15 protein-coding genes, 2 tRNA genes and 1 pseudogene are annotated in these 19,631 nt (G+C 40.6%); 2 read left to right on the top strand and 16 right to left on the bottom strand.

Features of this window, described 5'->3' with window-relative positions:
* Nucleotides 1-80: 80 nt before the first annotated feature.
* The 5 genes from ACJV45_RS02340 to ACJV45_RS02320 form a co-directional block, all read right to left on the bottom strand.
* Nucleotides 81-602, bottom strand: a complete 522-nt coding sequence (locus tag ACJV45_RS02340; protein ID WP_419397566.1) for a LytTR family DNA-binding domain-containing protein — start codon at nt 600-602, stop codon at nt 81-83.
* A gap of 213 nt (nt 603-815) precedes the next feature.
* Nucleotides 816-1,637, bottom strand: a complete 822-nt coding sequence (locus ACJV45_RS02335; protein ID WP_004122897.1) for a histidine phosphatase family protein — start codon at nt 1,635-1,637, stop codon at nt 816-818.
* Between the two features lie 9 nt (nt 1,638-1,646).
* A complete protein-coding gene (gene rsfS / locus ACJV45_RS02330) occupies nt 1,647-2,093 on the bottom strand; it encodes a ribosome silencing factor (RefSeq protein WP_419397565.1) in 447 nt (148 codons plus the stop codon).
* A gap of 22 nt (nt 2,094-2,115) precedes the next feature.
* Complete coding sequence (glmU, locus tag ACJV45_RS02325) at nt 2,116-3,543, bottom strand: bifunctional UDP-N-acetylglucosamine diphosphorylase/glucosamine-1-phosphate N-acetyltransferase GlmU (RefSeq protein WP_419397564.1); 1,428 nt, start codon at nt 3,541-3,543, stop codon at nt 2,116-2,118.
* A 65-nt stretch (nt 3,544-3,608) separates the two neighbouring features.
* A tRNA-Arg gene (locus ACJV45_RS02320) sits at nt 3,609-3,681 on the bottom strand.
* A 238-nt stretch (nt 3,682-3,919) separates the two neighbouring features.
* On the opposite strand from ACJV45_RS02320, the gene ACJV45_RS02315 reads away from it, so the two are divergent.
* Nucleotides 3,920-3,993 (top strand) — tRNA-Leu (locus ACJV45_RS02315).
* 348 nt (nt 3,994-4,341) lie between these two features.
* On the opposite strand, the gene pyk is transcribed toward ACJV45_RS02315, so the two are convergent.
* From pyk to ACJV45_RS02295, 4 genes and pseudogenes are all read right to left on the bottom strand, one after another.
* A complete protein-coding gene (pyk, locus tag ACJV45_RS02310) occupies nt 4,342-5,781 on the bottom strand; it encodes a pyruvate kinase (RefSeq protein WP_415685733.1) in 1,440 nt (479 codons plus the stop codon).
* Nucleotides 5,782-6,059: 278 nt separating this feature from the next.
* Nucleotides 6,060-7,391 carry a glycosyltransferase family 2 protein gene (locus ACJV45_RS02305; protein WP_419397563.1) on the bottom strand — a complete coding sequence of 444 codons (1,332 nt, stop codon included), beginning with the start codon at nt 7,389-7,391 and terminating at the stop codon, nt 6,060-6,062.
* Nucleotides 7,392-8,090: 699 nt separating this feature from the next.
* Entirely contained in the window at nt 8,091-8,432 is a 342-nt protein-coding gene (locus ACJV45_RS02300; RefSeq protein ID WP_419397686.1) for a helix-turn-helix domain-containing protein, read from the bottom strand.
* Nucleotides 8,432-8,844: pseudogene (locus tag ACJV45_RS02295) on the bottom strand (type II toxin-antitoxin system RelE/ParE family toxin). The gene ACJV45_RS02300 and the pseudogene ACJV45_RS02295 overlap by 1 nt, the downstream one beginning before the upstream one ends.
* Before the next feature lie 302 nt (nt 8,845-9,146).
* On the opposite strand from ACJV45_RS02295, the gene ACJV45_RS02290 reads away from it, so the two are divergent.
* Nucleotides 9,147-9,458, top strand: a complete 312-nt coding sequence (locus ACJV45_RS02290; protein WP_419397562.1) for a hypothetical protein — start codon at nt 9,147-9,149, stop codon at nt 9,456-9,458.
* On the opposite strand, the gene ACJV45_RS02285 is transcribed toward ACJV45_RS02290, so the two are convergent.
* The 7 genes from ACJV45_RS02285 to rpsA all read right to left on the bottom strand — a co-directional run bounded on the left by ACJV45_RS02285 (nt 9,443) and on the right by rpsA (nt 19,526).
* Nucleotides 9,443-10,954, bottom strand: coding sequence for an RNA-binding domain-containing protein (locus tag ACJV45_RS02285; RefSeq protein ID WP_419397561.1), 1,512 nt, complete (start codon nt 10,952-10,954; stop codon nt 9,443-9,445). The two genes, ACJV45_RS02290 and ACJV45_RS02285, sit on opposite strands and share 16 nt — an antisense overlap.
* A 452-nt stretch (nt 10,955-11,406) precedes the next feature.
* The gene (locus tag ACJV45_RS02280; RefSeq protein WP_419397560.1) at nt 11,407-13,536 is read right to left on the bottom strand and encodes a hypothetical protein; all 2,130 of its coding nucleotides are present in this window, start codon (nt 13,534-13,536) and stop codon (nt 11,407-11,409) included.
* A gap of 384 nt (nt 13,537-13,920) precedes the next feature.
* Nucleotides 13,921-16,035 (bottom strand): excinuclease ABC subunit UvrB, encoded by a 2,115-nt coding sequence (gene uvrB / locus ACJV45_RS02275; RefSeq protein ID WP_419397559.1) that lies wholly within the window; start codon nt 16,033-16,035, stop codon nt 13,921-13,923.
* Between the two features lie 80 nt (nt 16,036-16,115).
* A complete protein-coding gene (coaE, locus tag ACJV45_RS02270) occupies nt 16,116-16,805 on the bottom strand; it encodes a dephospho-CoA kinase (RefSeq protein ID WP_419397558.1) in 690 nt (229 codons plus the stop codon).
* Between the two features lie 55 nt (nt 16,806-16,860).
* A complete protein-coding gene (locus ACJV45_RS02265) occupies nt 16,861-17,385 on the bottom strand; it encodes a GNAT family N-acetyltransferase (RefSeq protein ID WP_419397557.1) in 525 nt (174 codons plus the stop codon).
* A gap of 147 nt (nt 17,386-17,532) precedes the next feature.
* Nucleotides 17,533-17,862 carry a TM2 domain-containing protein gene (locus ACJV45_RS02260; protein ID WP_004123395.1) on the bottom strand — a complete coding sequence of 110 codons (330 nt, stop codon included), beginning with the start codon at nt 17,860-17,862 and terminating at the stop codon, nt 17,533-17,535.
* 161 nt (nt 17,863-18,023) lie between these two features.
* The gene (gene rpsA, locus ACJV45_RS02255) at nt 18,024-19,526 is read right to left on the bottom strand and encodes a 30S ribosomal protein S1 (RefSeq protein WP_004122912.1); all 1,503 of its coding nucleotides are present in this window, start codon (nt 19,524-19,526) and stop codon (nt 18,024-18,026) included.
* Nucleotides 19,527-19,631: the final 105 nt, after the last annotated feature.

Here is a 19,631-nt window from a genome sequence, read left to right as displayed (position 1 = left end):
TTCCTTTTTAAGTATTAAAATCTAGTAATAAATAATTAGTATTAAAATTTTGATAGTTTTATATCTAACTACGCTTAAAATTACATTCCTAAGCGCTTTTTGAACCCAGCTAAGCATCTGCGACTAATCCACTCAACGCTTCCGTCGTCCATTTTTACGCTCATACTTCCGCCGAATCCTGGATCGACTCGAACAATGCGATTCAAGTTCACGATTGCGGATTTAGATATGCGCACAAACGACGCGAATTGCGGATTGTCGAAATCCATTAAGCGCTTGTAAGACACGCACTCGCCTTTATCACTGTGAATGATTACGCGCGAATTTTCTACGCAAATCATAATCACATCTGGCTCGTGCATAACAATAATCGAATCGTTAATATAACCGTATATGAATGAATTATTGTTGCTATTTGCCGCATTCGCAGTACTATTTTCGACAATCTCAGTATTATTTTCAGCGTTGCTTGCTTTTGCAGACTTAGAATCAACGCTTTGCAACTGAGCTATAAGACGCTTAATATCATCGTCAATATTGTGAATTGACAACTGCGCGAACTGCTCCTCTTCTGGCGGAACAATAGCAATCGTTACTTTCATCAGTCCTCCTTTCCATATTGCTACCGTTAGCGTTTACTAGCTTTTGCTAGCCTTTACTAGCTTCTGCTAACTTTTCTTAGCATTGCTAGCTTTTTGTTTTGTAATTTTGACTATACGGCACTGTAAATAGTCTGTCTTTACAAAATCGCTAAACGGTAGCTTTCGAGGATTAAGCGGCGAAAAGCGGCGAAAATGGAAAGATGACGCAGCTCCCTATGCAGCTCCCCAAATGCGAATAAGACGCTGACTTGTAGGGTCGGCTGCAGGACCTTGATCGTAAGCATCCAAACGCCAATGAATCGAGCCATCTGAGTTTTGGCTTGGAATTAAGCGCGCCCAACGACCGTTTCCCATTCCGCCAATCGTCTTATAAGAAGGATCTACCTTGTCTAATCCAAGAAGCTTATGAACAGTTTGTGAAAGACAAGATCCGTGTGAAAATACTAGTAAATCGCGGTCTGAGCCAGTTTTGCGCGCCCAATCCTCAACAGCTTTCGCCGCGCGATCGCCAACTTCTTGCTTAGTTTCTGCACCGTGGTTGAGTTCTCCACCTTTGCCATCAACCCATGACTTAAAATCTTCAGGCCATTTTTCGCTAATTTGCTGGCGATTAAGCCCTTCCCACTCGCCAAAAAAGCGCTCGCGCACGTCATCTTCAACATGCACATTAAGCCCAATCTTATCCGCAAAAGCGTGAGCTGTCTGTTGTGCACGAATAAGCGGCGAAACAATAGCAACAAAACTCGCGTCAGCCTCTTCTGGAGTAATGCGAACGTGCTCTTCGCTATTTGGATTCTTTGGGTCTTCTAAGTCGGAAGCTCCAAAAAGAACGCGCAAAGCTTTGCCAGAGCGAGTCACCTGGTCTATTCCAGACTCATCTAAAGCAATATCAATCATGCCTTGAAGTCTAAATTGAGCATTATAAGGCGTCTGACCATGGCGAACAAGCATTACAGAACGCGCAATACCTTCGTGAGAGCTGTTTTTATTGGCATTATGCGCGATTTGCGTCGCGCTTTCAACAAAATCAACCATTATCTTGCACTACCTTTCAGACTCTTGATCGCCATTTTGCGCATCATAGCCATAATCGCCATCATCACTATGCGCATCGTTTTCGCTATGCTCTGGAAGTTGCAAATCAATTGCAGGACAATCATTCCACAAACGCTCAAGGCGATAAAACTCGCGCGCTTCCTCGTGCATAATATGAATCACAAAGTCGCCAAAATCAAGCAAAATCCACTGTGCTAGTTCTAAACCTTCGCGAGATATTGGCTTACGCTTGTTGTCTTTTAAGTACAAGTCTTTTTCGATTTCTTCACTAACAGCTAAAACTTGACGCTCGTTAGATGCAGAAACAATCAGCATGGCGTCTGTAATTCCAAGCAGATTGCTAACGTCAAAAGCTTGGCAATTAGTGGCTTTTAACCTATCAGCTGCAGCCGCAGCAATCCTAATCGCGTTAACAGAGCTTTCTAAAGCCGCCATATGTTTCTCCTTAACTATCGAACTAGCGCTCCCAAGCTGGCTTCCAGCCTTCTACAACGTGCTGCGTGTTTTCCGAATACACCATGGAATCCGCTGGAACATCGTGACGCACAACAGAGCCTGCACCCGTTGTAACCCCATCTCCAACAGTAACTGGAGCTACAAACAGGTTTCCTGCGCCAACATGCGCGTTAGAGCCAATAGTCGTATGGTTTTTATGCACGCCATCGTAGTTTGCTGTAATCGTGCCACCACCAATATTCGTGTGCTCTCCCAAATCAGCGTCGCCCATATAGCTCAAATGCGGAACCTTAGTACCGTTTCCAATATGCGCTTTCTTCATCTCCACAAACGCACCAGCTTTGCTATCCTCACCAAGCACATTTCCTGGTCGCAAGTACGTCCACGGACCAATGTTTGCAGCGCGGCAAATATGCGATTCTTGCACACGCGAGCGCTCCACAACCGCGTCTTCATCCACTTGCGCATCAATAAGCGTTGTATAAGGACCGACTACAGCACCGCTTTTAATAATCGTGTGCCCTTGCAAGAAGCACCCTGGAAGAACAGTAACGTCTTCTTGCAAAACAACATCGTCTTCAATCCACGTGTTTTCTGGGTCTAGAATCGTTACGCCTTCAAGCATCCACTTTTCGCAAACGCGCTTGTTGTATGCTTTTGCAAGCGCAGCTAACTGAACGCGCGTATTCACGCCTTCTACACTCAACGAATCTGCTGCCGCCATTGCTCCAACTCGTCCCATTGTGCGAGCGTGCTCTAACGCATCTGTTAAATAGAATTCGCCTTGAGCGTTCTTTGAATTAAGGTTGGATATTGCGTCTGTAAGCACTTCCGCATCGAACACGTACACAGATGTGTTCACTTCCTTAATCGCAAGCTCTCCCGCATTGGCATCTTTGTGTTCTACAATTCGCAAAACATCACCATTTGCTTCTCGCACAATTCGCCCATAGCCAGTGGCGTCGTCTAAAACAGCGGTTAAAACAGTTGCCACATTGCCTTGATTATTGTGAAAATCGATTAATGATTGCAATGTTTGCGTGTCTAAAAGTGGTATATCGCTTGCTGCGATTAACACAGCCCCTTTAAGCGCATTACCGCATTCTTGTTTTGAAGCTTCATTAAGATCTCGCATTGCGCATTGCACAGCCCTGCCATTTCCAGGCTTATCATCCTGGTTCACAATCCGCACAGCATTGTTGTAGCTTTGCGCAGCTGCCGACACTCGTTGCGCTTGAGCGTGCACTACAACAGCAAGCTCCTTAGGATTTACGCCTGACATTGCGTTCATTACGCGATTTAGGAATGTTTTTCCAGCAAACTTATGCAATACTTTCGGCGTTGTTGAACGCATGCGCGTCCCATCACCTGCTGCCAGAATTATTGATGCTGCTACACTAGCATTTTTCACTACACTATGATTTTCCACAAGTGCTCCTTATTTTTCATAATACGTGACAAACATTTTTCACATAACACAAGAGCAAAGCAAAGTGCCCCCGACGCGATTCGAACGCGCAACCAACGGATTAGAAGGCCGTTGCTCTATCCATTGAGCTACAGAGGCGCAAGTTGCAATTATACCAAAATTCTTACATCAACACACCCAGTCTTAAATAATTTGCAAATTAATATTTCTGTTTTGATTCGGTTTTGATTTATATTTATTTATTTTGATTTTACTTTGGGTTTTTGGCGCACGGTTGCTTGCGACTTTTCCATGCGCGCAACACGCGGTATATTTGATTACTCTACAAAATGTGGTATAGTCATCAAGTCGCGTTAAAACGCGGATAATTTAAGATGCCCCTGTATCCCAATTGGTAGAGGAAACAGCCTCAAAATCTGTGCAGTGTGAGTTCGAGTCTCACCGGGGGCACGTGCACAAAGCCGCTTACATTCTAAGCGGCGTTTTTGTTATCTTCATTCCTGCGTTTGTTCCCTCGTTCGCTCAAATGGATATTTGTTATCTTCTCTCTCACGCGATTTTGCACGATACACAAACTACACACAAAACGACACACCTAATCCTCGTAGCGCTTTTCATTCCCGCATTTGTTCCCTTTTTGGCCCAAATGGTAAACAAACGCGGGAATCGACGACTTCGAGGTTAAATCCTAGCGTGAGAAATCACAAGATTCGCACTAAACAAAAACGCGCACCCCAAAAGGATGCGCGTTTAAGAAACTAACGATTAACTAGCAATCAGCTAGCAATTAGCTATCGATTAGTCGCAAGCACCAACGGTGTGAACGTAAATAGAGTCGGTACGACCGGCCTGGCGCTCACCCTGAGCAGTGCTCAAAACAACAATCTTGTCGCCGTCAGCAACCTTGCCAGCTTCACGAAGAACCTTGTCGGTGAAGATCATAAGATCGTGACGATTCATATCGTGGTAATCCTCGCTAATCAAGAAGCCTTCAGTGCCCCAGCTCAAAGCCAACCAGTGATAAGTGTGCTCATTGTTGGTCAATCCGTAGATTGGAGCAGCTGGGCGTTCACGAGAAATACGATGAACAGTACGACCAGTTTGAGTGTAAGCAACAATCGCCTTAGCGTTGAGCTTGTCTGCCAAGTCTACAGCTGCAGAAGAAACTGCACCCGTGCTAGACATGTCAAGTTCCACGGCTGGAATGCGATCATAACCATTTTCAGTAGCGTACTGAGAAATACGGGACATGGTCTGAACGGTAACTGCTGGATACTTGCCAACTGCAGTCTCGTTAGAGGTCATAGTTGCATCGGCGCCGTCAAGAACAGCGTTAGCGCAGTCAGAAGCCTCTGCACGAGTTGGAACTGGAGAGTTAACCATAGATCCAAGAACTTCGGTAGCAACGATTACTGGCTTTGCGTATTGGCGAGAAAGCTCAATGCAGCGCTTGGTAACGAGTGGAACCTGCTCAAGTGGCATCTCCACTGCCATATCTCCACGAGCAACCATAATGCCATCGAAGGTCTTAACAATCTCTTCCAAGTTTGCAACAGCCTGTGGCTTCTCAATCTTTGCAACGATTGGAATGCGGCGACCTTCTTCGTCCATGATTTCGTGAGCGCGATCAATATCGGTAGCAAAACGCACGAAGGACATTGCAATAATGTCTGCACCCGTGCGAATAGCCCAACGAAGATCAGCCTCATCCTTTTCAGTTAATGCTGGAAGAGACACGGCAACGCCTGGAAGGTTAATGCCCTTGTGGCTAGAAACTGGGCCAGCAACAACAACCTTAGTGTGTACGTCGTTGCCTTCTACCTTTGTAACCTCAAGACGAACCTTGCCATCATCAATCAAAATTGGATCGCCTGCGTGGCAATCTCCTGGCAAACCCTTGAAGGTTGTGGAAGTGCGATGCTCATCACCCTCAATATCGTCTGTGGTGATAATGAACTCTTGACCTTCTTCCAAATAAACCTTGTCTTCGCCGTCAGCGTTCTTCTTGAACCAGCCGCAACGAATCTTTGGACCCTGCAAATCAACAAGAGCAGCAACATTACGACCAGTGGTCTTTGAAGCTTCGCGCACATTGTTGTAAACGCGCAAATGATCTTCAGGAGTGCCATGCGAACGGTTTAAGCGAGCAACATCCATGCCAGCTTCAACAAGCTTGGTAATGCCCTCTAACGATTCGGTAGCTGGTCCAATAGTATCAACAATTTTGGCTTTTCTCATAATGCCTGCCTGTTTCCTTGTTTGTTTATTTTTAAATGGGAAAATACCCACTTTCCGAGTAATAGTGTACCAGCAAATTGTGACCTATAGATAAAACTCGCGACTATTTATTTATCGTGTCTATTTATTAGCCACACTTATCACTTAGCAACACTCATTTATTAAAATTTATTTAAACACGATTGACTTGCGACTAAACACGATTAATCACTACTAGCTACGCTCGCTTATTAATCACGCTAGCGGCGCTCACACAATTAATTCTCAAACAAGATTATTTATCTATCAACGTGCTCCCAAGATACACGTTTGCTACCTCTTTTTATCTCTCTTATTTTAAATATGCAAACTATTACAGATACAAAATCAATAATTATAGTTGTTATTAACAGTAAAAATGCGAATGGTGACAACAAAAAAATATGCAGCTTATTTTTAAAATCCAGATAAGCATTTTCTGCTATAGATACTGTTATAGCAAACAACACAGCAGACAACACGAATATGAAAAATATTAAACCTTTTGTTATTGAATCTGAAGACATCATTATCATAATCACCCATGAAGGTGTTAATACTAGTACAACCTGATCCATTATCGCTTTTGGAAATATCCACCAACATAGAGCACGACAGTATTTACCATGTCTAATATTAAATAGAATATTCTTATACTTAAAAAATGACTGTATAAGACCATACTTCCAACGTAATCTTTGTCTAAAAAGCTGAATATATTTATGCACCGCTGGAGTCCACGTTATTACATCACTTGCAAAACCAAAATGATATTTTTTGTTTCCATAATGCATAATCAGCTTCATAGTAAAATCTAAATCTTCTGTAATGCAATCAGTATCATATAGACCCACTTCAATCATAGCGTCTTTTCTAAATGTAGATCCTACGCCACCAATAATATACTCCATGTTAAGCAAAGCTTCGGCAGATTTAAGACGATAAGAAATTAAATACTCAATTTGCTGAATAAATTCAATAATCTTTTTGGGAGAAAAAACCTGTACATTGCTTGCGCATGCAATCAGCTTTGAATTCTTGTCAAATTTATGAACCATATTTTGTAATGCATCTATTCCTAGAGAAGAATCAGCATCAAGAATCATCACATATTTACCAATCGCATAGTTCATAACAGCATTATTAATTGCTTTACTTTTACCAGAATTTTCTTGATGAACTACACAAATCATTTTATCTAAAGGAATATCTTTACTGAAATAAGATTGTAAACTTGCATCATTTATAAACTTATCTCGTAAAGAAATCAGTACAGAAAATGTTTTATCTTTTGAACCATCATCTACGATAATAATCTGTTTATATTTCCAACTTTGAGTTAGTACAGACATAACGCACTTACTAATTGAAGTTTCCTCATTATACGCTGGAATAACAACAGATATTACAGATTCATCATGCAAAGAGCGCTTACCGCATACCCCCCCCCCCGTGTTAGAATAAGCACTTATGCTCCTTACATGACGCATTCTATATTTAGGAGTTTTAGCACTGTTAACAAGTATTTCATGTGTATTAATAATAATAAGCTCGCATATAGTAGCCAATAGAGGCAAAGAAGCAGCTACCATTACAACAATACATAACGTAATAATCATTATAATGAACCAATCTATCTGTATTGTAGTGAATGTCGATTCACATGATGTAAGCACAAAGAAGTAACGATAAGGATAATAAGCAAGAGAACCGTTATACCCAACATACAATAACAGGTTTCTGTAATTGGATTGTTGTTATATTGAACAAACAACCACTTAATAATTTGCATCTCAATTCTCCCTATGTAAGTTACTTAAACTTATCACACGAATTGTATACCTTGATGAAGAATTTATTCTGCTATTTAGTTATTTTGTTACGTTAAAGCACCCATTAAATACAAACACACTTGATGACAACGTATTCTACCCGTATTTATTATCTACCAGAATTTATGCTACATACAACGATTATCACTTATAAGTGAAATTTAATGACAAAAATCGATAATTTATAAGTTATAACTAATAAAAAAAAAAGACAAATCACACTCAAAACAGCAAGAAGTCAGCCTAAAACAACCACAAGCTAAAACTTTTATCAATAAAAAGCTGTAGATTTAAAAATGTGTCATTTTATTTCTTAAACAGTTGCATACTCTTTTGACTTTACTGTATGAACAAGGCGAGCACATTGTGTTACAAGTACCCGCCTTAATTTATTAGAATCTAGACATTAACGCTGACTAACGCAAATACTTAACGCGCTTGCAATTTACGGCATCCAGACTACTTTGCAACCTGCTTATTCTGCACAAACTCAATCCTACAAGTCGCATTCAAAGCACTTGCAATACGATTCAAAAGCGCAATAGTTGGATTCCTTGAACCATTTTCCAACCTGCTAATATCAGACTGACTAATTCCTGTTTTCGCCGAGAGCTCCGCCTGAGTCATGCCAGCCTTTTTCCTTGCCATAACAAGAGACATAGTTAAATCCCTTTCTGGCTGAAGAGCATCATACTCTTTCTTGAATTCAGGATCCCTAATAAGCTCGTTTGTAAGTTCATGCAAATCATTCATTCGTTTTCCCTGCAACTCCTGACTTCCATGCAACTCCTGCTTTTTCATCACAAACCTATCTTTCGATTAAAATATTCAGCCCTTCTCTGCATAGCTAATATTATTTCACTACGCGGAGTTTTCTGCTGTTTCTTAACAAATCCATTGGTGGCAACAATAATCTCATTAGCGTCAAAAAGTATAAAATACGCACTATGTTTCCACCTAAAATAGTGCGAAGTTCAAAAATATGATTGCCAATATACTTACTAAGTGGTTCTCTTGCATCATTTCCTAGCATCTCCAAACGGTGCAAATCCGAAACCACCTTTGCTCGCAACTTAACGTCTAAACTTTTAATAAACTCACGTACTGGCTTATCACCATCCTTATCACTGTAAAAAATCACATCAAACAATTTTCCAACCCCCGATTTTATGCTATATATAGCATAATCTCCTTTATATATTTTGTCAATCATATAAAAATCGCATAAAACATTTATAACGCAAATAAGATGAATATCGCGAAGGTGTAAACAAAAACAACTAGGCGAGCACGTTGATTGTTGCAAATTACTAGCCTTAATTTTATAAATTAGACAATAACACCGTGCTAGCAAAAATGTTTAGTACGCTTACGATTTATGGCAGCTCAAGAAGACACAAACAAGCCAAGCACTAGCACACCAAAGGACTTGAATACTATCTTATTAGGAATGAGAGAATCCCTGAGCTTGCCATTTATTCGTTTGATTCAGGCGAACGTTTTGAGCCTGATTTATTGCTCTTTATTCGTGAGAAAGAGTATAAGGATGTTAAAACATATCAAGCATATGTTGAGCCTAAAGGTAGTCAACTTTTATTTGAAGATGAGTGGAAAGAAAAATTCTTAGGGCAGATTGAGAACAACTACAAGATTAACGATATTCTAGGAAGAGGATACAAGATTATAGGTCTTCCATTCTTTAATCAAGAAAACAGAATGTCTAAATTCGACAAAGTACTTAATAACCCAATATCTAAGCTGCATTGTAATAAAACATATTCACACAAACAAGTCCTAGAACTCGTTACAACTCAAGACTTTTTATGATTATTAATCATAAAATCTTCTGTTTGTCTTAATAATCCTTTCATGCTATAAGCATACTCAGCTGTATTCTTTTTTAAGGTATATACAGTAGATCTGCCTTTACCTATAAATTCAACAACTTTATCTTCTAATAAACCATTAATGGCCACTCTAAAGTGATAACTATCTATGCAAAGTTCACTTTGAGCATCTCTTTTACTTATAAACATGTTATCAATCAGATAAAGAATTATATTTCTCTTATCTCCATCATATTTCTCTTCTATAAATTTTTTCAAATCCACTTTCCAAATTCTCAAAAATGTATCATATTGATTTCTCATTACTTCTGGAATTTTCAGATTGTATTTTTCTGATATATCAAATATTCTCGGGCCACCACTGCCCGCTTTCTCAGATATTCCTACTCGTCTCATAATGGAAGACATTGTATGATTTCTAATATCAGACGTTCCGCCATGGACAAATTCATCAATTGTGATACGCATCTTCCCAGGATTTTTAAATTCATAATAATCAGGATACGCAGTAATAACTATAGGCTTGTTTGAATCATAATACGCATGCATTAGAGAATTTACTAATGCTTCCCTAAGAGATGTCAACAAATCAGATTTGTATGGAACCCTAATCTTACTGCCTTCTTCTAAAGAAAACTCATCCTTAATTGTTAAATTTAATTTATCCAACACGATTTTAAAGAATTCGTATACGTTAATATCTGAATATTCACCATCACCAGAAGATACTCTATCTAACCAGATAGTGCTCAAAGATGATTCCTTTTCAAAATAATCTAATTGAAAACCCGGGAATCTATCAGTTATAGAATTATATTTACCAAAGAATAGCAATCCACCAACTGTTAAAAGATATTTACCATTTCCTTGTCTATCTCTTCGCATCGCTCCTATTTCAATAAGCATATCTGTAAAATCCATATTTTTATATTTTTCATTTCCTGTGCGAAGATATAATTCATTCCTATATTTCAATAATGAATCAAAATTCAAATCGTCAATATTATATTTTTCTAACAAATAATTATCTGTTTCTTTTTGAGATCCAACTACTAGTGATTTATATCTTTCTTCTGATAGTTTTCTGTCCCCTTCACCAAGTCTTTCGTAAGCTTCACGAGGATTAGCATTTAGATAGACTGGCTTTAACGAATAATGTGCTTCTGGAATTTCCACTATTAAAACATTTAGTCCATTGTAGATATCAATTTTTACAGAATCATTCGAAATAATATTTGCACTTACTTTTCCAGGATTGTTGACTGTATTAAATAATTCATCCCTAAGCCTATACGGATTAGCAACACCGGTTACCTTATTGTTTTTCTCATCGAATCCAAAAACTACAATTCCACCATCAGTATTTGCGAATGCTGAATATGTCTCCCAAAATGATTTAGGGAATCCATTTTCAGCTTTCTTAAATTCTACCCTATTGTCCTCTCTCATATTGAAAATCTCATCTATACTTTCCATACATAATCCTCCAATACAATCTAATCAACATTATACAAATTCTTATTTTCCAAACATTTCACAAAACGAAAACACAAATTTCGCACGATTAACGCACGATTAATTATACCGAAAACTCTTATTTTCCAAACATTTCACAAAACGAAAACACAAATTTCGCACGATTAACTCACGATTAATCATGCTCACTTATTAGCCACTTATTAGCCGCATCCATTTGACGCAACTCTTTCTTTAGATCGCGTATCTCGTCGCGCAAACAAAAATAGAATAAATTTTTTATCACAAACACCAATCATGCTTTTTACGCACCGTACTTCCAAATATCATGTCACATTTAATACAATCCCAACCGTATTAATATCAGAAAGCCTCACTCCGCGAAAAATATCACGAAGTGAGGCAATCAATAACAATAAAAACCAGACTAAAAATCCAGTCTTAACACGCTACTACTTGTTGCAATGACGAGAAACACCACGACGCTTACCAGCGAAAAGTGTCACACCAGCAGCAGCAACAACAACAGCAAACATGCCAATTACAGACACTGCACTACCAGTATTACCAAGCTTATTCTTCTTACCACTATCACCAGTAGCCTCGCCAGCACGAGCCTTAGCACCAGCCAAACCCTTACGAGCAGCAGCAAGCTTCCTAGCAGCAGCATCAACCTGAGCCTGGGTAGCATGAGGATCCGCAGCAACCTTCTGAGCAGCAGCTAAAGCAGCCTTCAAATCAGCCTTAGCCTGAGCCACACCAGCAGCATTACCTGCAGCAGCAAGATCAGAGTTTGCACCCTGAACCTGAACATTCAACTCACCCTTATCCAAAGTAGCGGACTCATTCTCAGACACTGGAGAACCTGAATTAGTCTCAGGAGCTGGTGTAACAGGAGTTAATCCTCCTGGAACAGGAGTTGGCTCCGGAACAGGAGTTGGGGTTGGAGTTGGAGTTGGAACCGGAGCAGGAGGAACCGGTGCAGGAGGAACTGGTGCAGGAGGAACTGGAGTTGGCTCCGGCTTCTTGCCCTTCTCAGCTTCAGCAAGCAAAGCACGAGCACCCTCAACAGTCTTAGCCTTACGAATCTGCTTAGCAGCGAAAGTCAAGCCCTTATGCTCAGCCTTCTTAGCTACTTCCTCAATAGCATTAGCAGTTTCAGCAGCAGTCTTAGCAATAGCATTAAACGCAGCCTGAGCAGCAGAAAGCCTAATAGCATCAACCTCAGGAATCTTACCATCCTTAGTAACAGTCTTCAAAGAGTTGACTTCATTAGAAATCTTTTCATACAAAGCCTTAGCCTTATCATAAGACAAACCTTTAAACTCAGCAGTAACACTAGCAACTAAAGCATCCTCAGCATCAGACTTAACACCAGCAAAATTCTTCGAGGTAGCAAGCTTATGCAAATAATCAAGCTCAGCCTTAGTAAACGGAGAACCATGCTCCGTACCATCAGGATTCTTACCATCTAAAGCATTCACATAAGCCTTATTAGCCTCAAACTTATCATGGAATTCCTTAGCATGATCCTTCTCAGCCTGATCCAATAAATTAGTAAGAGCTTCTAGAGTACTATACTGAGACTTTTCAATCTGCTTAGCAACGAAATTAAGACCCTCTGCTTTAGCTTTCTTAACTAAAGCAGCCTTACCATTAACGTAAGCAGACTGAGCTTCATCACGCTTTGATTTCATTGTTGAATCAAAGAACGCTTTAGTCGCAGCATCAAAACCAATGAGTTCGTAATTTTTACGCACAGTAGCAGCAAGCTCATGCAAACCAATAACATCAAGATGCTTAACACGATACTCAACAATCTTAGAATTCACATAATCAACAACAGCCTCATGCTCACCAGAAGCATTATCATCAATATACTTAGTTAATTCAGCAGTATCACTCTTAGGAAGACCTGCATTCTTCACGCGAGTCTTAAGACCTGTGGCCCATTTTGACAACTTCTCAGCTTCAGTAAGCAGATTCTTTAAAACATCAAGCTTAGACCTCTTAGAATCACGAATTAGCTCAGCAGTGAAGTGCAAGCCATCAGCATCAGCCTTCTTAGCCAAAGCTTCTTTCTCAGCAATCTCATTATCAGCCTTCTTGGATACCTTTTCAGATTCCTTCTGCTGACTATTAGCAACGGTCTTAAGATTCTTAAGCTCATCATTGGTATAACTCTTTTTAGTACCGTCAGGACCTTTACCATCCAAAGCATTCACATAAGTCTTATTAGCCAAGAATTTAGCACGGAATGCTTCACTGCGCTTCTCTTCAGGTGTCTTTTGATCCTCTATCTGCTTCTTAGTGGCAGCAGGATCCTTCGAAGTAGCAATCTTCTTAAGCTCTTCAAGCTTAGAGTCAGTAATGGTATCAGGATTACCATTAGCGTCTTTACCATTCAAAGCATTCACATAAGCCTTATTAGCCTCAAACTTATCATGGAATGAAGGCTGATTCTGTTGCCCCTGACTAGAATTAGCATTTAGTTTTTCTGCCATAGCAGGCGCGGCAATTGCTAAACCGGAGACGAGTGTGGCACCGGCAGCGAATGCGGCAATCGCTTTCTTATTTAACATAATCTTTTTCCTTTCTTCTTCCTTCTCACGTTTACGCGTGCGAAGAATTCGACTGCCGGAATAACCACGTAATCCTGATACAGCCACAGCCACTAAATGGCTAGTTAGCTCTTAAGATACCCCCCCCCCGTAGGCAAAAATCAAGAAAAACACCACTAATTCATTAAAATTAAGACAAATAAAAAATACTATTTACGAAATCAAAAAACATAAAAACATACCCTAACAGAGTATATAAAACCTTGAGTTTACGCCTAAAATACGCTCACAGTAATCAACTACACTAGCTTGCAACAATAAAACTCTTAAAAATTTTTTAATCGCGTTTCATATACGCGCGCACGGCACGATTAACTCACGATTAGTGCGAAACTATTTATTAGCTCACTTATTAGCCGCATCCATTTGCCGCAACTCTTTCTTTAGATCGCGGATTTCGTCGCGCAAACGCGCTGCAAGCTCGAATTGCAACTGTTCTGCAGCAACATGCATCTGCTCGCTCAAATTTTTAATCAGCGACATAATCTCATCTTGCGGCAAGGCCGAAATATTCGCCATGCGCTTTTCTTTGCTTTGCTGCCCAAGATTCGGCTCTTTTGGCACGCCATAATGCGAGTTCCCAGCCTTATTAGCATTCCTGTAACCGCCTGCTAGCAAAGTTTGCGTATCAACATCCTCTTTAGCGAGCATATCGTTCACATCGCTAATCTTCTTTCGCAAAGGTTTAGGGTCAATTCCATGCGCCTTGTTATACGTGATTTGCTTTTCGCGACGCCTCTCCGTCTCGCTAATCGCCTTGCTCATAGCATCCGTAACAGCATCCGCATACATAAGAACAGTTCCAGAAACGTTACGCGCAGCGCGGCCAATCGTCTGAATAAGCGAACGGTAAGATCTTAAGAAGCCTTCCTTATCTGCATCCAAAATCGCAACAAGCGAAACTTCCGGCAAATCCAAACCCTCACGAAGCAAATTAATGCCAACAATCACATCAATTTTGCCTTCGCGAAGCTCGCGCAAAAGCTCCACTCTGCGCAAAGTATCAACATCCGAATGCAAGTACTCAACTTTAATACCAAGCTCAAGGAAGTAATCAGTTAAGTCCTCCGCCATTTTCTTTGTAAGCGTAGTAACAAGCACGCGCTCATCTTTTGCCACACGCGCCTTGATTTCCGCAAGCAAATCGTCAACCTGCCCTTCCACGGGCCTAACCTCAATCTTAGGGTCAAGCAAACCTGTAGGCCTAATAATCTGCTCAACTACACCATCCGAAAGCCCAAGCTCGTAATCTCCAGGCGTTGCAGAAAGATACACAGTTTGACCAACATGCTCCAAAAATTCTTTCCACTTTAACGGTCGATTATCCATTGCCGAAGGCAGCCTAAAACCATGCTCTACAAGAGTTCTTTTGCGCGAAGCGTCTCCCTCATACATAGCTCCAATTTGCGGCACTGTTACATGCGATTCGTCTAAAACAAGCAAAAAATCGTCTGGGAAAAAGTCAAGCAGAGTATGCGGAGGCGTGCCTGCATCACGTCCGTCAAAATGCCTAGAATAATTTTCAACCCCTGGGCAAACTCCAACTTGTCGAAGCATTTCCAAATCATACGTAGTTCGCATTTCCAAACGCTGAGCTTCCAGCAATTTATTCTGCTTTTTAAGTTGCGCTACTCTCTCGCCAAGCTCCGACTCAATCGCCTCCAACGCGCGCTCCATGCGCTCAGGACCCGCAATATAGTGAGATGCTGGAAAAATATGAACGCTACTCTCCTGGCGAATCACTTCTCCTGTAAGCGGATGCAGCATTGTAATTCTGTCGATTTCGTCACCGAAGAACTCAATTCGCACAGCCAATTCTTCGTACACAGGAATAATCTCAACCGTGTCGCCTCGCACTCTAAAAGTTCCGCGCGTAAACGCAATGTCATTGCGCTTGTATTGCATGCTAACAAATTGACGTAATAAATCGTCTCGTTCAAGCTGATCCCCAACACTCAGCATAAGCATTCGCTCGGCATACTCCTCTGGAGTACCGAGTCCATAAATGCACGAAACAGTAGCAACAACAACGCAATCCCTGCGCGTAAGCAAATTCGCTGTAGCTGCGTGACGAAGACGCTCAACATCGTCATTAATATTCGAGTCTTTTTCAATATACGTGTCTGTTTGCGGAATGTACGCTTCCGGCTGATAGTAATCGTAGTAAGACACAAAATAGCTCACAGCATTATCTGGCATAAGCTCGCGAAACTCCGCGCAAAGCTGAGCTGCAAGAGTTTTATTCGGCTCAATAATAAGTGTCGGTCGTTGCAAACGCTCAATTAGCCAAGCGGTTGTAGCAGTTTTACCCGTGCCCGTAGCACCCATTAAAACAACATCGTTTTCGCCGTTTTCAATGCGATTTGCCAACTCGTCGATTGCTTGCGGCTGATCGCCAGAAGGCTTGTATGGCGCTTTTACTACAAAAGGCTTGTTTGTGCGCTGAATTTTATTCGACATTATTCTTCTCCAAAAGCATTTTATTTATTTTACTAAAACCCAACAATCGCGCGGTTGCTTGCGACTTTTCCTTTGGGTCTCTAATGCTCCCCACGAATCCACGTTTTAATTTTTGAGTCAACGCTTTTAAGCATAACTTCCATAGGCTTTGTAGAATCAACCACAAAATCCGCAATTTTTCTTCTAGCGATCTCTTCAACTTGATTATTTATGCGCTGCTCCGCCTGATTCTGACTCATTTTGCGCTCGTTTATCATTCGCGCAATGCGAACATCTTTAGGTGCTTCAACTGTAATAATATGGTCAAAACTAAATGGAATGCTGTCAATTACTTGCGCGAGAAGCGGAATATCGTGCACAATAATCGAGCTCATACTGCCTAGTGCACTGTGATTTTCTTCAGCACTGTGATTTTCTTCAGAAATTTTATTAACATACCCGCTTATATACTCGCCTTCTAAAATCTTCGCTAAATCATAAATAGCAGGATGAATAAGCGACTCAATCTTACTTAACGCTTGCTTATGATTTACATCATCCCCAAAAATACGCTCTGCAATAAACGCACGATTTAAAGAGCCATCATTCTTAACGGCATTTTCCCCAAAAATGCTTACGATTTTCTGCAAGACTGCGCTTCCCGGTTCCACTACTTTATGCGCTAAAACATCGTAATCAATAACAAACGCGCCAAGCGAACGCAAATGGTTTACTACAGTAGATTTTCCAGCCGCAATTCCGCCCGTTACCGCAATCCGCATCATTGTCATATTTTGATTATAAACGATACATTTCGCACAGTAGCGCAAGTTTTCATTGAGCCTACTAAAACTTCTTATATAGCACGCAGTAAATAGGTCCGTAATAAGATTTCCAATTATCAGTTAATAAACTGTATCCAAGCTTGTTATAAAAATCTAAAGCAACAGCATTGTTATCTTTTTCTGTAGATAAAATTATTGTCTTATATAATTTAAGATTTTCGACTTTCTTCATAAGCGCACTGCCAACGCCTAAATGTTGAAACTCAGGGTCTACAAACAACTCATTTAACTCTAAGCTTTGATTGAACCAATCATAATTTTCTGATAAAAATGGCTTAATTTGATTCGCATACCAATTATCTTGTAATAATTCTATGCCATATAAAACACCGATAATACGATTATTCATAGTAGCAACAAGTAAAAGCGCACTATTGCTATTTTTCAAACTATCTAATATGCGTTCACGAACATTATCTATACGATCTAGTTCTTTAGGGAATGCTTTTAGATATAAATCTAAAAGCATATTCATATTATCTTTGGCTTCTAAATAATCTAATTTTTTAATTTCAATATTCTTCATAAAATTATTCTTCTAAATACTTCCGCTTATATTTACTCAATCACTATAATTTATTATTTTTTAAAAGATGCGTTTTGGAAATTGAATTCTAAAACGCATCTTTTATTTGTAAAATTACTTATAAATCTTAATACTAAATATTTATTTTTAATCCTTTAACTCGGCACCATCAGCATCTTTGTGCCACTTAGTTCCAGGCTTTGAGCAAAGAATCAAAATACCCTCAACCAATGCCCATATTCCAGTAATAATCAATAGGAACCCAAAGGAAAGAACAGAAATAAGCAGCTGTGCAATCGCCTTAGTCTTAAAACCAAGATAAAAATTGTGAATACCTAATGTGCCTAAGAAAATCGCTAGCAAACCTGCAACAATTTTATTGCGCGAGCTTACTAAAGTTGCTTTAGCGTTCTCCTCACTATTCCCATCGTACGAAGGGAACTGAGCATTTTGCTGATTGTTATCAAACGTGCTCATAATCTTCACCAATCCTTTTAATAATTATGATTAATGTTTAAAAGCATCATATAATCACGATTCTTAAAAGAAAATTGATTGTACCCATATTTAATTACAAAATTGCCCCGATGATCACTCACCAGGGCAATTGTTAATAAGCTTCTAGTAGAAAGTAGAAACTACTTCTTTTCGCTCAAAAGCTGTTCGCGCAAAGCTGCGAGCTGATCGGAATCAGCTAAAGCACCTTCGTTAGCTGCTTCAGAAGAATAGTTGGAAGCAACTTCTTCCTTCTTTTCTTCCTTAGCTGGCTTCTTTTCAGCTTCTTCGTTCTGACCATCAGCGGCTGCGGATTCTGCTGCAGCTGCGAGTTCCTTAGCGGCGAACACCTTGTGCTGCTCCCACAATTCGTGAGCTGCTGCATACTGTGCTTCCCACTCTTCGCGCTGCTGCTCGTAACCAGCAATCCACTCGTTAGTGTTTGGATCGAAGCCTTCTGGATACTTGTAGTTTCCTTCTTCGTCATACTCAGCTGGCATGCCGTAAAGAGCTGGATCGAAATCTTCAGAATTTGGATCAACAGCCTCGTTAGCCTGCTTCAAGGAGAGCGAGATACGACGACGATCGAGATCTACGTCAATAACCTTAACGAATACTTCTTCGCCACCCTTAACAACAGTTTCTGGGTTCTCTACATGACGGTTAGCAAGCTCGGAAATGTGAACCAAGCCTTCGATGCCGTCTTCAACGGAGATGAACACACCGAACTGAACAATCTTGGTGACCTTGCCCTTAACAACCTGTCCAGGAACATGGGTGCGAGCGAAGCGCTGCCATGGATCTTCCTGAGTTGCCTTAAGGGAGAGGGAGATGCGTTCGCGATCGAGATCAACGTCGAGAACCTCAACGGTAACCTTATCGCCAACCTTAACAACCTCGGATGGGTGATCGATATGCTTCCAAGAAAGCTCGGAAACATGAATGAGACCGTCAACACCGCCGAGATCAACGAATGCGCCGAAGTTCACGATAGAAGACACAACGCCTTCACGAATCTGACCCTTCTTAAGCTGCGAAAGGAAGGTCTCGCGAACTTCGGACTGGGTTTCCTCGAGGAATTGACGACGAGAAAGCACAACATTGTTGCGATTCTTATCGAGCTCAAGAATCTTAGCCTTAATCTTTTGACCAATGTATGGGGAAAGATCGCGAACGCGACGCATTTCAACGAGGGAAGCTGGCAAGAAGCCGCGCAAACCGATGTCAACAATCAAGCCGCCCTTAACAGCCTCAATAACGGTACCTTCAACAATGCCGTCTGCATCCTTGATCTTCTCAATATCACCCCAAGCACGCTCGTACTGTGCACGCTTCTTGGAGAGAATAAGACGTCCTTCCTTGTCTTCCTTAGTGACAACAAGGGCTTCGATGGTGTCGCCAACTTCAACAACATCATCTGGATCAACGTCTTTCTTGATGGAAAGTTCACGGGAAGGGATTACACCTTCAGTTTTGTAGCCGATATCCAATAATACTTCGTCGTGATCAATCTTTACGACGGTACCTTCAACTAAATCACCATCATCAAAATTCTTGATGGTTGAATCGACTGCCTTGATGAAGTCTTCTTCGGTGCCAATATCATTAATCGCAACCTTGGCGACTTCGTTATTATTCTCTGCCATTACTTATTAGTGGTTTCTTCTTGGGGTGGATATTACTCGATATTAAATTATGACTTTTGCACGCGCACTATGCACGCGCTCTGTCAATGTTATATACAGGCATAG

Origin of the sequence: Gardnerella lacydonensis (assembly GCF_048545055.1) — a bacterium.
GTDB classification, from domain to species: domain Bacteria; phylum Actinomycetota; class Actinomycetes; order Actinomycetales; family Bifidobacteriaceae; genus Bifidobacterium; species Bifidobacterium vaginale_C.
Note: the sequence above shows the minus strand (reverse complement) of the source record. Positions and strands in the feature narration are given on the sequence as shown.

Coding starts and splice junctions, on each gene's coding strand:
- ACJV45_RS02340 (WP_419397566.1), bottom strand. CDS start 602: ATGAAAGTAACGATTGCTATTGTTCCGCCAGAAGAGGAGCAGTTCGCG.
- ACJV45_RS02335 (WP_004122897.1), bottom strand. CDS start 1,637: ATGGTTGATTTTGTTGAAAGCGCGACGCAAATCGCGCATAATGCCAAT.
- rsfS (WP_419397565.1), bottom strand. CDS start 2,093: ATGGCGGCTTTAGAAAGCTCTGTTAACGCGATTAGGATTGCTGCGGCT.
- pyk (WP_415685733.1), bottom strand. CDS start 5,781: ATGAGAAAAGCCAAAATTGTTGATACTATTGGACCAGCTACCGAATCG.
- ACJV45_RS02305 (WP_419397563.1), bottom strand. CDS start 7,391: ATGGTAGCTGCTTCTTTGCCTCTATTGGCTACTATATGCGAGCTTATT.
- ACJV45_RS02300 (WP_419397686.1), bottom strand. CDS start 8,432: ATGAAAAAGCAGGAGTTGCATGGAAGTCAGGAGTTGCAGGGAAAACGA.
- ACJV45_RS02285 (WP_419397561.1), bottom strand. CDS start 10,954: ATGGAAAGTATAGATGAGATTTTCAATATGAGAGAGGACAATAGGGTA.
- ACJV45_RS02280 (WP_419397560.1), bottom strand. CDS start 13,536: ATGTTAAATAAGAAAGCGATTGCCGCATTCGCTGCCGGTGCCACACTC.
- uvrB (WP_419397559.1), bottom strand. CDS start 16,035: ATGTCGAATAAAATTCAGCGCACAAACAAGCCTTTTGTAGTAAAAGCG.
- coaE (WP_419397558.1), bottom strand. CDS start 16,805: ATGACAATGATGCGGATTGCGGTAACGGGCGGAATTGCGGCTGGAAAA.
- ACJV45_RS02265 (WP_419397557.1), bottom strand. CDS start 17,385: ATGAAGAATATTGAAATTAAAAAATTAGATTATTTAGAAGCCAAAGAT.
- ACJV45_RS02260 (WP_004123395.1), bottom strand. CDS start 17,862: ATGAGCACGTTTGATAACAATCAGCAAAATGCTCAGTTCCCTTCGTAC.
- rpsA (WP_004122912.1), bottom strand. CDS start 19,526: ATGGCAGAGAATAATAACGAAGTCGCCAAGGTTGCGATTAATGATATT.